General features: G+C 69.2%; 15 protein-coding genes. 6 read left to right on the top strand and 9 right to left on the bottom strand.

Annotation, left to right across the window (positions count from 1 at the left end):
* The first annotated feature begins 7 nt into the window (after positions 1-7).
* Entirely contained in the window at positions 8-589 is a 582-nt protein-coding gene (locus tag VF106_RS37035) for a GNAT family N-acetyltransferase (RefSeq protein WP_330844622.1), read from the top strand.
* On the opposite strand, the gene VF106_RS37030 is transcribed toward VF106_RS37035, so the two are convergent.
* Genes VF106_RS37030 through VF106_RS37020 form a run of 3 tightly spaced genes read right to left on the bottom strand, consistent with a single transcriptional unit; the run spans position 579 to position 2,726 of the window.
* Positions 579-1,661 carry a vWA domain-containing protein gene (locus tag VF106_RS37030; protein ID WP_330844621.1) on the bottom strand — a complete coding sequence of 361 codons (1,083 nt, stop codon included), beginning with the start codon at positions 1,659-1,661 and terminating at the stop codon, positions 579-581. The genes VF106_RS37035 and VF106_RS37030 overlap by 11 nt on opposite strands.
* On the bottom strand, positions 1,654-2,499 hold the full coding sequence (locus VF106_RS37025; protein ID WP_330844620.1) for an AAA family ATPase: 846 nt from the start codon (positions 2,497-2,499) through the stop codon (positions 1,654-1,656). The genes VF106_RS37030 and VF106_RS37025 overlap by 8 nt, the downstream gene beginning before the upstream one ends.
* Positions 2,496-2,726, bottom strand: a complete 231-nt coding sequence (locus VF106_RS37020; protein ID WP_330844619.1) for a hypothetical protein — start codon at positions 2,724-2,726, stop codon at positions 2,496-2,498. The genes VF106_RS37025 and VF106_RS37020 overlap by 4 nt, the downstream gene beginning before the upstream one ends.
* An 83-nt stretch (positions 2,727-2,809) precedes the next feature.
* Here VF106_RS37020 and VF106_RS37015 point away from each other — a divergent pair, with 83 nt between their 5' ends.
* Together VF106_RS37015 and VF106_RS37010 are read left to right on the top strand one after the other, a co-directional pair.
* On the top strand, positions 2,810-3,490 hold the full coding sequence (locus tag VF106_RS37015; protein ID WP_330844618.1) for an SDR family oxidoreductase: 681 nt from the start codon (positions 2,810-2,812) through the stop codon (positions 3,488-3,490).
* 113 nt (positions 3,491-3,603) lie between these two features.
* Positions 3,604-4,830 (top strand): ricin-type beta-trefoil lectin domain protein, encoded by a 1,227-nt coding sequence (locus VF106_RS37010; protein ID WP_330844617.1) that lies wholly within the window; start codon positions 3,604-3,606, stop codon positions 4,828-4,830.
* A gap of 114 nt (positions 4,831-4,944) precedes the next feature.
* Here the strand turns inward: VF106_RS37010 and VF106_RS37005 are convergent, their stop codons facing one another.
* From VF106_RS37005 to VF106_RS36995, 3 genes are read right to left on the bottom strand one after another with little or no spacing between them, the layout of a single operon-like run.
* Positions 4,945-5,349, bottom strand: a complete 405-nt coding sequence (locus VF106_RS37005; protein WP_330844616.1) for a VOC family protein — start codon at positions 5,347-5,349, stop codon at positions 4,945-4,947.
* A gap of 28 nt (positions 5,350-5,377) precedes the next feature.
* Positions 5,378-8,095 carry a glycoside hydrolase family 2 TIM barrel-domain containing protein gene (locus VF106_RS37000; RefSeq protein ID WP_330844615.1) on the bottom strand — a complete coding sequence of 906 codons (2,718 nt, stop codon included), beginning with the start codon at positions 8,093-8,095 and terminating at the stop codon, positions 5,378-5,380.
* Positions 8,092-8,961: an NAD-dependent epimerase/dehydratase family protein gene (locus VF106_RS36995; RefSeq protein WP_330844614.1), complete on the bottom strand. Its 870-nt coding sequence runs from the start codon at positions 8,959-8,961 to the stop codon at positions 8,092-8,094. The genes VF106_RS37000 and VF106_RS36995 overlap by 4 nt, the downstream gene beginning before the upstream one ends.
* Positions 8,962-9,022: 61 nt before the next feature.
* Between VF106_RS36995 and VF106_RS36990 the strand changes: the two genes are divergently transcribed.
* Positions 9,023-9,562: a helix-turn-helix domain-containing protein gene (locus VF106_RS36990; protein WP_330844613.1), complete on the top strand. Its 540-nt coding sequence runs from the start codon at positions 9,023-9,025 to the stop codon at positions 9,560-9,562.
* On the opposite strand, the gene VF106_RS36985 is transcribed toward VF106_RS36990, so the two are convergent.
* Positions 9,559-9,972, bottom strand: a complete 414-nt coding sequence (locus VF106_RS36985; protein WP_330844612.1) for a GNAT family N-acetyltransferase — start codon at positions 9,970-9,972, stop codon at positions 9,559-9,561. The two genes, VF106_RS36990 and VF106_RS36985, sit on opposite strands and share 4 nt — an antisense overlap.
* A 166-nt stretch (positions 9,973-10,138) precedes the next feature.
* Positions 10,139-10,585: a Hok/Gef family protein gene (locus VF106_RS36980; RefSeq protein ID WP_330844611.1), complete on the bottom strand. Its 447-nt coding sequence runs from the start codon at positions 10,583-10,585 to the stop codon at positions 10,139-10,141.
* Positions 10,586-10,637: 52 nt separating this feature from the next.
* Between VF106_RS36980 and VF106_RS36975 the strand changes: the two genes are divergently transcribed.
* Entirely contained in the window at positions 10,638-11,054 is a 417-nt protein-coding gene (locus VF106_RS36975) for a MarR family winged helix-turn-helix transcriptional regulator (RefSeq protein ID WP_330844610.1), read from the top strand.
* On the opposite strand, the gene VF106_RS36970 is transcribed toward VF106_RS36975, so the two are convergent.
* Positions 11,041-11,913: a LysR family transcriptional regulator gene (locus VF106_RS36970; RefSeq protein ID WP_330844609.1), complete on the bottom strand. Its 873-nt coding sequence runs from the start codon at positions 11,911-11,913 to the stop codon at positions 11,041-11,043. The genes VF106_RS36975 and VF106_RS36970 overlap by 14 nt on opposite strands.
* Positions 11,914-11,985: 72 nt before the next feature.
* Here VF106_RS36970 and VF106_RS36965 point away from each other — a divergent pair, with 72 nt between their 5' ends.
* The gene (locus tag VF106_RS36965; RefSeq protein WP_330844608.1) at positions 11,986-12,975 is read left to right on the top strand and encodes an aldo/keto reductase; all 990 of its coding nucleotides are present in this window, start codon (positions 11,986-11,988) and stop codon (positions 12,973-12,975) included.
* Positions 12,976-13,405 lie beyond the last annotated feature (430 nt).

Raw genomic sequence — 13,405 nt, 5'->3', positions numbered from 1 at the left:
ATCACCGGTGCACAGGGCTAAGGTCTGCGCCATGTCGCTGACCGCCCGCCCCATCGCGACCGAGAGACTCCTGTTGCGGCCCTTCACCATGGACGATCTCGACGACGTGTGGGCGTACCAGCGCTTACCCCAGGTCGCGCAGTACATGCTGTGGGCTGCCCGCGACCGGGAGGAAAGCCGCGTCTCGTTGGAGCAGATGGTGTCCGAGAACGGGCTGACCGATGACGGGGACTACCTCACCCTCGCCGTGTCGGTCACCGGGACCAGCACGGTCATCGGGCACGTCGAGTTGGGACTGGTGAGCCTCGAGAACCTCCAGGGCGAGATCGGCTACGTGTTCCATCCGGACAGCCACGGCAAGGGGTTCGCCACCGAGGCGACACGTCAGATGCTGCGGCTCGGCTTCGAGGAGATGGGACTGCACCGCATCACCGGGCGATGCTCGGCGCAGAACACCGCGTCCGCCAAGCTGATGACGCGGCTGGGCATGCGGCAGGAGGCCCATTTCGTCGACTGCCGCCGGGTCGACGGTGAATGGCGCGAAGAGCTCGTCTTCGCCATCCTGCGGCGGGAATGGCTCACAACGTAGGCAGCAGGCGGGCGAACGCCTCGAGGTCGGCGAGGTTCGCGGCCGGTAGCAACACGTCGATGAAGTCGGCCGCCGCCATCATGCCAACCGAGCGGGCCTTGCCGTGCGGGTTCAACCACACCACGCGGTGGCTCAGGCGCGCCAGACGGTCCACACTGGACGCGAGAAGCGCCGGTTCGCCGCGGTCCAGGCCGTCCGAGCAGATGACCACCGTCGCGCCACGGGACATGCCGCGTCGCGCCCAGCCGCGGACGAACGCGTCGAGGCAGTCGCCGATCCTCGTGCCACCGTCCCAGTCGGTGGCAAGCTTTCCCGCTGACCGCAGGGCATCGTCCACCGAACGGGTACGCAACACCCGCGTCAGGTAGGTCAGCCGGGTGCCGAAGCAGAACACCTCCACCCTCGGCGCCGCACGACCGGTCGCGTGCGCGAACTGCAGCAGCGCCCGCGAGTACTCCGCCATCGAGCCCGACACGTCCAGCAGCAGCACGAGTCTCCTCGGCCGCACCCGCCGCTGCCGCCACCGCAACGTCACCGGCTCGCCCTGCGTACGCAACGAGGCACGTACCATTCGCCGCAGGTCCAGCACTCGACCCGCCGGCGCCGGCCCGAGCCGGCGGGTACGCCGTCTCGGTGGGGTCAACCGGATCCGGGCGAGGATTCGACGCAGTGCCAGCAACTCTTCCGGTGTGCACTCGGCGAACGAGCGGCGGCGTTGGATGTCCACAGTAGAGGCGGCCAGTCCCAGCGCCTCCTGTTCGCTCTCGGCCGTGCCCGGTTCCACCGACGGCACCACGAACGTGCCGGCCGTCGACACCGCCCGCAGCTCGGCCACCGCGGCCGCCGGTGCCTCGGTCCCGAGGAAGTACCGCCGGAACACCTCGTCGTACACCGGGATGTCCGCGTGCCGCGTCACGAGCGTGCACCGTCCACCCCAGTACAGATCGACGAGATCGGCGGGGTTCAGGCAGGCCACCGCGGCACAGAACGCCTCCGCGTCCCCCGTGCCGGTCCTCAAACCCGCCGCGCGCAACGCCCGCGCGAACCCGACAAGGTGCCCGACGTCAGTCATCGGTCAGGATCTCGCCCAACGAGTCCCGCACCAGTGCGAGATCGTCGCGTTCCTTCACCACCGCGCCGAGCGTGTCCTCGGCGAGCGGGCGCGTGAGCGCCGCCGCGCCGAGGAAGTCCAGAGTCTGTGCCCAGTCGATGGTTTCCGCCACGCCAGGCGGCTTCGCGAGGTCGATCTCCCGCAGCCGGGTCACCGCCGCGACGACCGACCGCGCCAGGGCCTCCCGCACCGAAGGGGACCGCAGCAGCACGATCTCGACCTCACGTTCGAACGACGGGTAGTCGATCCAGTGGTACATGCAGCGCCGCTTCAACGCGTCGTGCAGCTCGCGGGTGCGGTTCGACGTGAGCACCACCAGTGGCGGCCGTTCACATGAGACGGTGCCGACCTCCGGGATGGTGATCTGGAAGTCCGACAACACCTCCAGCAGGAACGCCTCGAACTCGTCGTCCGCCCGGTCGATCTCGTCGATCAGCAGCACCGCCCGGTCGCCGGCGCGGACCGCGCGCAGCAACGGCCGCTCCAGCAGGAACTCCGGGCCGAACAGGTCGGCGGCCTGGGCGGAAGCCCGAATGTGCAACAGCTGCCGCGAGTAGTCCCACTCGTACAGCGCCTGGTTGGTGTCGATGCCTTCGTAGCACTGCAACCTGATCAGTTCGCGTCCGAGCACGGCCGCGAGCACCTTCGCGATCTCGGTCTTGCCGACGCCGACCTCACCCTCCAGCAGCAGAGGCCGCCGCAACGACAGCGCGACGTGCACGGCCGTCGTCAACCCGCGGTCGGCCAGATAACCGCCCTGCCGCAGCGTTTCCGCCAGCTCGGCGACCGGGCCGGTCACCGCGTGCGGCGCTCGGCCAGCAGGTCGGCGACCGACCGGGCGCCCAGTTTGCCCTCACGTTCGAGCTTGTCCCGCCACGCGGCGCGCAGGTCATCGTCGACCTCGTCGAACCCGACATGCCGCATTGCCTTGCACGCCTTGCCATGGCCGGCCGGCAGCTCGGTCTGCTCGCGTGCGTGCCAGATGTCCCGCAGGACCGAGCGCGCCTGATCCCGTGCTCCAGTCATGTGCCCAGGCTAGGCGGCCGGCGACGGCACGGAGTACCTGTGTTAACCGAACACTTAAACCCCGGTCTGGCATCGTGGACGCCATGATTTCACTGGTCACCGGAGGAAACCGGGGCATCGGCCGGGAAGTGTGCCGCCAGCTGGCCGAACTGGGCCACACCGTGCTGGTCACCGCCCGGTCCGAGGAGGCAGCGACCAGGGCGGCCACGGAGATCGGCCCGAACGCCCATCCGATGCGGCTGGACGTCACGTCGGAGGACGACATCACGCGGGCGGCCACGACGATCGCCGACCGGTACGGCCACCTCGACGCGCTGGTCAACAACGCCGCCATCACCTACGACACGTGGCAGCGCGCCAGCACGGCCGATCTGGACGTGGTCCGCACGGCGGCCGAGACCAATCTCTACGGGCCGTGGCGCCTGACGCAGGTGCTGCTCCCGCTGTTGCGTCGCGGCGAGCATCCCCGCGTGGTCAACGTCTCCAGCGAGGCCGGCTCGCTGGCCAGCATGGGCAGCGGCACACCCGCCTACGGCACCACCAAGGTCGCGCTCAACGCCCTGACCAGGATGCTGGCCGCCGAGCTGCGCGCGGACGGGATCCTGGTCAACGCCATCTGCCCTGGCTGGGTCGCCACCGACATGGGTGGTCCCGGTGGCCGGCCGGTCGCCGAGGGGGCGGCCAGCGTCGTGTGGGCGGTGACGCTGGCCGACGACGGGCCCACCGGCGGCTTCTTCCGCGACGGCCGACCGGTGCCGTGGTGACCCACCCGTGAGCTGGCCGGAACCGGTTCCGGAAAACGCTTGCCAGCGTGGTCTGGACCATGGCACCCTTTGTTGCGGAAGACAACTAAACACGACCGTCGGCGGTGACAATGATGTCCACGCACCCCTCTCGACGATCACCCCTCCTCCTGGCCCTCGCGACCGGGATCGCCACGCTGGCAGCCGTGGTGAGCCCGTCCGTGCAGGCAGCCGGCGATGTCGCGATCGCGGCGACCACGTTCGCCGACGAGTTCAACGCGCCAGCCGGCACGCCGGTCGACGGTTCCAAGTGGAACCTCGAGACCGGCGACAACGTGAACAACCACGAGCGGCAGTACTACACGAACAGCACCAGCAACGCCGTGCACGACGGCCAGGGCAACCTGGTGATCACCGCGCGGCGTGAGAACCCGGGGAACTACCAGTGCTGGTACGGCCGGTGCGAGTACACCTCGGCACGGCTCAACACCTCCGGCAAGTTCACCCAGACCTACGGAACGTTCGAGGCCCGCATCAAGATGTCCCGCGGGCAGGGCATGTGGCCGGCGTTCTGGATGCTCGGCACGGGCGGCGGCTGGCCGGACGCCGGCGAGATCGACGTGATGGAGAACGTCGGTTTCGAGCCGAACACCGTGCACGGCACGATTCACGGCCCGGGTTACTCGGGCAGCGGCGGCATCGGCGCCGGTTACTCGATCGGCAACGCGTTCGCGGACGGGTTCCACACGTTCCGAGTGGAGTGGTCGCCGAACCTGCTCGTCTGGAAGGTGGACGGAAACACTTACCAGACAAGGACTCCGGCCGATCTCGGCGGCCGCAGGTGGGTGTTCGACCACCCGTTCTTCCTGATACTGAACCTCGCGGTCGGCGGCTACTGGCCGGGTGACCCGAACGCCAGCACGCCGTTCCCGAACACGTTGACCATCGACTACGTCCGCGTCACCAACGACGTGGGCGGCGGCGGCAACCGCATCACCGGCGTCGGCGGCAAGTGCGTCGACGTGGCCGGGGCGAGCACCACGAACGGCACAGCCGTGCAGCTGTACGACTGCAACGGCACGGCCGCTCAACAGTGGACGGTCGCAACGGACGGCACGATCCGCGCACTGGGCAAGTGCCTTGACGTGAACGGCGGCGGCACGGCGGACGGCACGGTCGTGCAGCTCTACGACTGCAACGGCTCCGCCGCACAGCGATGGCGTGTCGAGGCGGCGCGCGACATCGTCAACGTCGGCGCCAACAGGTGTCTGGACGCGTCCGGAGGTGGCTCCGCGAACGGAACCAGGTTGCAGATCTGGACGTGCACGGGTGCGACCAACCAGAAGTGGACGGTCGGTTGAAAAACATGGCGGCGGTGCCGTACCGGCATGACGGCACCGTCGCCACCGTCCACAGCTCCGGCCCAGCGGCGGAAGCCCTCGTCGTGCTCGGGTGACGAGGGTTCCCTCATCGCGTCAGCCGGCGGTCGGAGCCGTGATGTTGACCATCCAGGCGACGCCGAACTTGTCGATCAGCATGCCGAACTCGTCGCCCCACATCTGCTTCTCCAACGGCACCGTGACCGTCGCGCCGTCGTTCAGCTTGTCCCAGTAGCCGCGCAGTTCCTTGGTGTCGTCCCCGCTCAGGGACACCGAGTAGTTGTTGCCCGGCTGGTGCGGCTGGTCGGGCGGGTTGTCGGCACCCATGATCGTGTAACCGGCCCGCGTGTCGAGCATGCCGTGCATGATCTTGTCGGACTCGCCGCCGAACTCACTGAACGTATTCAGCTTCAGGTCGCCGCCGAACACCTGCTCGTAGAACTCCATCGCCTGGCGGGCGTTGCCGTCAAAGCTGATGTACGGGTTTAGCCTCGTTGCCATAGCCGACGATCCTCGCAGATCAGAGGGGTCACGACAACGGCGACAACACTATGGTGAACTCCGTTTTCCGGAGGGTGAGCTCATAGGACGGAAGCACGCCGGGGCCACACGATCCGGTGCCGATGCCCTGCTGCCCGACGTCGATGGTCAGCCACACAGAGTCACCAGGGACCAGCTCGTTCCGGTGTGCCGCGGCGGCCAGATCGGCGTCCGTCCACTTGCGAACGGTCAGGCCGAACTCGCCGTCGATCCGCAGCCCGCGACCGGACGCGTCGGTCAGCGTCGCCCAGCGCACGTCGCCTCGGCGACCGTTCTCCTGTGGCCGGATGTACGGCGTCTGCATCTCGTCCACACGGGACTCCCACCGGCCGAAGCGGGTGGCCAGCCCGGTGTCCGGGTACGCCTCGCCGGGGCCCCGACCGAACCAGGTCACGTGGTCGAGCGATGCCGGCAGCGGCAGGGTGATCCCCAGCTTGGGGATCGGCTCCGGCCACTCGCCGTCCGGTTCGACGCCGACGGTGAGGGCAAGGCCGTCGCCGGCCGACGCCCACTCGTAGGTGACCCGGACGCCACGCGCCAACGCGGGCGCGGCCGTCCGTTCCCGCACGACGAGCGTGTCGGCGGCGGAGACACCGTCCAGTCGGTGCGTCAGCCGGTGCAGGCCGATCGCCTCCCACGTCACGTGCAGGTTGACGTACTCGCCCTTGTCGTTGTCCGTCGGCGCCCGGTACAGCGCGAGGTGGGGCGCGCCCACGGGCAGCCCACCGAAGGCGACCAGCCGGCCGGTGCGGTCGAACTCCCCCGGGCCGAAGGAGAACCCGCCGTCCGTCTTCAGTGGACGTTCCGTGCCCGGAACGGTCACGGGGACGGGTGCGGTCAGCTGGTGCTGGCCCCACGCGATCTCGTGCCCGGCCGGCGCCCACGGCTGGTCCTCGGCCAGCACGGCACGCACGGTCAACCATGCCTCACCGTCCGACACCGGAACCGACGGCAACGGGTCTCCCGATGCGATCACGCCCGACTCGTCACCGGCGGTCCACTCGAACCGCAACGGCGGCGTCGGCCGCAGCTCCTCCACCACCAGCCGTCCGTCCACGAAGGAGAGACGCACCGGCTCGTAGGCCTTCTTCACGTCCAGCAGGCCCGGTGAGGGCGTGCGGTCCGGGAACAGCAGCCCGTCGACGACGAAGTTCCCGTCGTGGATCGGCTCGCCGTAGTCACCGCCGTACGCGTACTCGTACTCCGGGTGCCGCAGCCCGTGGTCGATCCACTCCCACACGAACCCGCCGGCAATGCGCGGGTAGCGGTCGAACAGCGCGACGTACTCGGCGAGCCCGCCGGGCCCGTTCCCCATGGCGTGCGCGTACTCGCACTGCATGAACGGGATGCCTGGCTCCTGCCCGATCTTCTCGACCTCGGCGTGCGAGGCGTACATCCGGCTGAACACGTCGACGTACGCGCAGTCGGCGTCGCCCTCGTAGTGGATCGGGCGGGACGGGTCGCGCGTGCGGGCCCACTCGGCCATCGCCGCGAGGTTCGCACCCGTGTGGCTCTCGTTGCCGAGCGACCACAGCACGATGCTGGGGTGGTTCTTGTCCCGCTCGACGGTGCGGCGCATGCGGTCCACATAGGCCTCGCGCCACGCCGGCACGTCGGACGGGTTCTTCTCCCACTCGAAGAAGGTGAACCCGTGCGTCTCGAGGTCACACTCGTCGATCACCCAGAGGCCGTACTCGTCGCACAGGTCGAGGAACGCCGGGTGCGGTGGGTAGTGGCTGGTGCGCACCGCGTTGATGTTGTGCCGCTTCATCAGCAGCACGTCTTCCAGCATCGTCTCGTCGGGCACCGCGCGTCCGTGGTCCGGGTGGAACTCGTGCCGGTTCACGCCGCGGAACCGGACCGGCTCACCGTTCACGAGCAGCACGCCGTCCACGATGGACACCGTGCGGAACCCGATGCGCAGCCGGACGGTCTCGGCGTCGGTGGACACCGTGGCGTCGTACAGCCGGGGTCGCTCGGCACTCCATGGCTCGACCGGGACCGTGACCTCCGCACCGGTGGCCGAGGAGATCCCCAGCTCCGGCACCGACACCGTGGCCGCCACGGAAGCGTCGATCCGCAGGGTGCCCTGACCGTCCTGATAGGACGCGTGGACGAACACGTCGTCCAGGTCACCCCGGGCTTCCAGTGTCACCGACCGGAAGATGCCGGGCAGCCACCACTGGTCCTGGTCCTCCAGGTAGCTCGCGGCCGACCACTGGTGGACCCGGACGGCGAGCACGTTCCGGCCACGCGCCGGCGTGACGTCGAACTCCGCCGGCAGGCGGGAGCCGGTGAAGAACCCCAGCGCCTCCCCGTTGAGCCAGACCTTCGCACAGGACTCGACTCCCTCGAAGCGCAGCACGACCCGGCGGCCGGCCCACTCCTCCGGCACGTCGAAGGCCACCCGGTAGTCGCCGGTGGGGTTCTGCTCCGGCGGGTGCGGCGGGTCGACCGGGAACGGGTAGACCACGTTGGTGTACCAGGGATTCCCGTACCCACGCAGCGGCCAGTGGCACGGCACGGCGAGGGTGTCCCAGCCGCCGTCGTCGAACGCCGGGTCCGCGAACTCGGTCGGCAGGTCGGCGACCGGGGACAACCGGAACCGCCATTCGCCGTCGAGCGACAGCCTCGGCGCGTCGGTGTGCAGGTACGCGCGGGGAGCGCGAAGACCTTGGTGTGGCGCGAAATCGTCGTAGTAAGTCACGATTCTCCAAGCTCGGCCGGTGTGACCTCGAAAATATGCCTCGCGGTGAAACCCAGCAACGCCTGGGCCGCGGACGTGTCGATCGGCACGGTCCGACCGGGAAGCGGCGCGTGGCGAGGGGTGCCGGGCAGGTAGCGGTCGACGAGTTCCTCGGTCGGGTACGGCGACAGCGTGTCCGGCGCGGCCAGGTACAGCGCGTGCGCGCCAGACACCTCCGCGGTGACACCGAGCCAACACGCGGTGGCCGCGTCACGCATGTCGAGATACCCCCACAGCGAAGGGGCGCCGGCTCCCGGGTCCACACGGAACAGTTCCGCGTTCTCCGCGAGGAAGTCGAGTTCGCCGAGCATGGGGAACCGCAGGGCGACGACCGCCATCCCGTCCCGGCGGGCGACCATCGCGGCGGTCGCCTCGTCGGCCTGTTTGGACAGTGCGTACGGGTCGGCGATCTGGAACGGCATGGCCTCGTCGACCGGCACGTAGTGGGGGACGGCAGGCGTCGGCGAGAACGGCAGCCCGATGATCGACAGGCTGCTCGCGATCACCGCCTGCCGCACCCCGGCCCGCGCCGCCTGGTCGAGGACGACGAACGTGGCGGCGGTGTTGCCGACGAACACCTCTTCCGGCGTGCCGAGGGTGGGCCGCGGGATGGCGGCGAGGTGGATGACGGCGTCGACGCCGCGCATGGCCTCGGCGACCAGGGCGGTGTCGGCCGCACTGCCGGTGAAGAACGTTTCAACGCCGCCTGGGTCGACGCGGTCCAGACCGACCACAGCCGCGCCCTGTGCCGCGAGAACGCGCAGCACCTCGCTGCCGAGCCGGCCAGCCGCCCCGGTTACCAGGACCCGGCTCGGTACGTGGCTCATCGCGGCTCAAGCATAGGTACTCGACTATTGACAAGCACTTCTTTTATGTAAAGTTGTCGTCGTGAAAGACCTGTTGTACCTGGAGGGCTTCGAGCAGGCCGAGGCACTGCTCAAACCGCAGCGTGTCGAGGTGCTGCGACACCTGGCCGAGCCCAGTTCCTGCACGGAGGTCGGCGCCCGGCTGGACCAGACGCCCCAGCGGGTCTACTACCACGTGAAACGCCTGGTCGACGCCGGCCTGGTGACGCAGGTGGCCGAGCGGCGGGTGCGTGGCATCGTCGAGGGCATCTACCAGGCCGCCGCGCGGTCGTACTGGCTGTCCCCACAGCTCGTCGGCAGGATCGGCGGGCGGCGGGTGCGGGACGAGCTGAGCCTCGGGTACCTGATCGAGCTGGTCGAGGAGGTGCAGACCGACCTCGCCGCACTCGACCGCACGGAGCTGCCCACGCTCGGCGTGTCGGGCCGGATCGCGCTGCCGCCGGAGCGCCGCAAGGAGTTCTTCGACGAGCTGCGCACCACGCTCCAGGACATGTTCACCCGGTACGGCGGCGCGGAGGGCGACCAGTTCAACCTCGCGATCACGGTGTACCCGAAGGACTAGAAGTCCACCCGCATCACGACGCGCCGCTTGCTCGGCCGGCTCACCTCGGTGAACCCGGCGTCGGCGAAGGTGCCCTGGCTGCCGACGTGCAGCTCGCCCCACGCCACGTCCTGTCCTGGTAGGACGATCATCGCGTACGCCTCGAGCGCCTTCGCACCGCGGTCCCGCGCGAAGTCGACGGCGGCGGCCGCGAGCACACCCATGACACCGCGCCGCCGAAACCCCGGCCGCGTGACGAAGCAGGTCACGGCCCACATCCCGGGGTCGTCCTTGTCCTCGGCGCGCCCGGCCCACGACACCCGGCTGCCGCGCAGGTTCGGGTAGGCCGTGCGTGGTTCGACGGCACACCAGCCGACCGGCTCCTCGTCGAGGTACGCGACGAGCCCGCTGGTGGGCCCTGGGTGCCGCAACCGGTCTGCGCATGCAGCAGGTCGGCCCGCTCGTGGTCGGCCACGGCGCGCCACCGACCGGCGGGGATCTTGAACCGCTGGCAGTAGCACTGGCCGCCGTGGCACTTCGCGGTGCCGAGCACTGCTTCCAGGTCCGCCCACGATGCCTCGTTGGCCGGGACGACCGTCATCGCGGCTGCCATCGCACCACCGTTCCCCTGCGCCAGATTTCGATCAGCACGGTACCGACGGCGGTTGGCGCCAGCCACGGGATCAGCTGGGCCGGCCCCTGAACCGGCCCGTTCACCACGAGCCAGACCACGACGAGCGCGGTGACCTGCGCGATGTACGAACCGCCGAGGCCGTGCACGTAACCGTGGGTCCAGCCGCGGAACCGCCGCCGCTCCGACGCACGGCCGACCAGGGCGAGCCCGAGGGTCAGCGCGGACACCGGGATCAGCCACCACAGATCGGGCCGGACCACGAGCACCAGCCCGATCGCGGTGAGGCAGACGACCAGCACCGCGGCGACATAGGCCGTCATCGCGCGGTGCCAGATCATGACGACGGGGCCGAGCAGAAGTCCGGCGAGGCCGGCTCCGATGTGGGTGACGAGCAGGAGCGTGTGGGTCATGACGCTCACCTCCGGCACTTAGCATTCTAAGTTACTTTGCTAAGGTTTGGTGATGCTGAGTTTCGACCTCCATGTCCTGACCGCTCGCCTCGACCGCTCGGCGGACCGCATCCTGCGCGGCGAGTTCGGCGTGTCGTACCGCCGGTATCGCGCGCTGCTCAGCGTCGGCCGGGTGAGCGTCGACGAGCAGGGCACGAGCACGCAGCGGGCAATGGCGGAGGACCTGGGCATCTCCGAACCGTCGGCGAGCCGGATGACGAACACCCTGGTCGAGACGGGGCTGCTCGACATCCACCAGGACGGCCATCGCCGGCGGCTGCGCCTAACCCCGGCCGGCAAGGACCTCGTCGCCCGCTGCCAGGACCTGCTGGAGGAGCGGTTCGAGCGGGTCGTGGAGCGCAGCGGTGTGTCGTACGCCGACTACGCCAGGGACACCCACCGGCTGCTGGCGGCGCTCAGCGAGGCGTGATCTCCAGGAGCCGGGCCAGCACCGGCGACTTGTTCTGCGCCGACCACGCCAGCGCCATCTCCCAGCGGGGGAGATCCTCCACCAGCGGCCGGTACACGACGGCCTTCTCGTCGGTGTGTGGCGTCGGCGAGATCAGCAGTGACACGCCAAGGTTCGCCGCCACGAGCGCGGCGATCGTCTGGACGTCTTCGGCCTCCTGCACGATGTCGGGGCTGAAGCCGGCCGCCCGGCAGTGACCGACGATCGTGTCGTGGACCGACGGACCGGACTGTCGGGAGTACAGGACGAAACGCTCGCCGGCGAGGTCCGCGAGCGACACCCGGCGACGCCTGGCAAGCGGGTGCGTGCCGGGCAGCGCGGCATACAGCTCGTCGTGCGAGAGGGTCCGCGACCGCAGGTCCGGCGCGTCGACGGGTGGGCGCAGCAGGCCGGCGTCGATGCGGTCGTCGGCCAGGGCGGTGAGCTGGCGCAGCGTCGTCATGGCCATGACCGCGACCCGCACCGACGGCCAGGCCTCGCGGAACCGGCTCAGCAGCCGCGGCAGCGCGTCGAACGTCGCGGACTGTACGAACCCGACACGCAGCACACCCAGCTCACCTCGGTGCGCGCGCCGTGCGGCGTCCGCGAGCTCGTCGGCCCGGCGCACCAGGTCCCGCGCGCCGGCCAGGAACACCTCGCCCGCCGGGGTGAGCGCCAGCTGCCTGCGGGTCCGGTCGAACAGCGGCACGCCGAGCGCCTTCTCCAACGCCGCGACCTGCCGGGACAGCGTCGGCTGCGTGACGTGCAGCCGAGCCGCGGCGCGACCGACGTGCCCCTCGTCGGCGGTGACGACGAACGCGCGTGCCAGCCGTAGTTCCATACGCCTACCGTATTGAATCCGCTCGAAGTTTGCATTGGACGTATCAGATCTCGTCGACCTAGTGTCGGAGACGTGCAGACGACAGAACTTGGCCGCACCGGCGAGCAGGTCAGCCAGCTCGCCCTCGGTGCGATGCTGATGGGTACGGCCACCGACGAGCCGACCTCCTACACCATGCTCGACCGCTACCTCGACGCCGGCGGCTCCTTTGTGGACACCGCGGACTGCTACGCCTGGTGGCACGGACCCGGCCACGTCGGCGGGGACAGCGAGGCCGTGCTCGGTCGCTGGCTCGCCCGCGGCGGCAACCGGGACCGGGTTTTCCTGTCCACCAAGGGCAGCGGGTGGGTCGACAACCCGGACGAGCAGCGAGGCAAGGGCTGGCCGGCGAAGTACGTCGGCGCCGGCGCGGCAACGCTGCGGCACGCACTCGACGGGAGCCTGCGCCGCCTCGGCACCGACCACGTCGACCTCTACTTCGTGCACGTCGACGACCCCAACACCCCGCTGGAGGAGACCCTCGAGGCGCTCGCGGGTTTCGTGCAGGCAGGCAAGGTCCGCCACCTCGGCTGGTCGAACGTCCGGACCTGGCGCCTGGAGCGCATCCTCGGCCTGTGCGAGCGCAACGGCTGGCCGGCGCCGGTCGCGTTGCAGCAGCAGCACTCCTACCTGCGCCCGAACGGCGGCGCGAACGTGTTGTCCATTGTGGACCAGGAGCAGCTCGACCACCTGCGCGCCAACCCACAGGTGTCGCTGGTGGCCTACTCTCCGATTCTCAAGGGAATCTACGACGACCCGGCCAAGCGCAACGGTCACCCGATGATGAACGACTACGCGGGCCCGGACTCCGAGGCGCGACTCGCCGTGCTGACCGAGATGGCCGGCGAACTCGGCGTCCAGCCGAACCAGCTGGTGCTCGCATGGCTGCTGCACCAGACGGATCCGTCCCTGGTGACGCTGATCGGCCCGCGCACCCTCGAACAGCTCGACGCCGCGATCCCCGCGCTCGCCATCAAGCTGACGGAAGAGCAGTTGCGCCGCCTGGACACGGCCGGCGCCTGAATTTACCAGCTCCAAACTGTCCATAACAGAATTCCGGCACGGTTGACGGTAACTTCCGTCGACCGTGCCGGCGTATTTCTGGAAGTAATCAACCGACCGTATGTTGACGGACAGTAGACGATCAGGCCGAACGGACTAGGCCGTTACGGTGATTGCCGGAACAACCTATTCCAGTAGACGGCTGGCCCTCCCCCACACGTTCGCCTGAGCGCCTCACCCGTTCGGCCCAGCAGAGGACAACTCAGGCAATTAAACTCACGGCGGTTACCGCATATTCGAGTGATAACCGGGAGTTCTTGGCAAATTTCCAGCCACGCACGTGGTCACCCTCTTGGTCGACTGTGGACTTTTCCTACCAGGGTGTAGGAATAAATCGGCACCCGAACAGAGCAATTCCCACAGCCCGACTGCGTGATTGGTGGTGTGCGTT

It is taken from the genome of Actinophytocola sp. (genome assembly GCF_036378875.1).
Classification (GTDB): Bacteria; Actinomycetota; Actinomycetes; order Mycobacteriales; family Pseudonocardiaceae; genus Actinophytocola.
The sequence above is the reverse complement of the archived record's forward strand: the minus strand, read 5'-3'. Positions and strand labels throughout refer to the sequence as shown.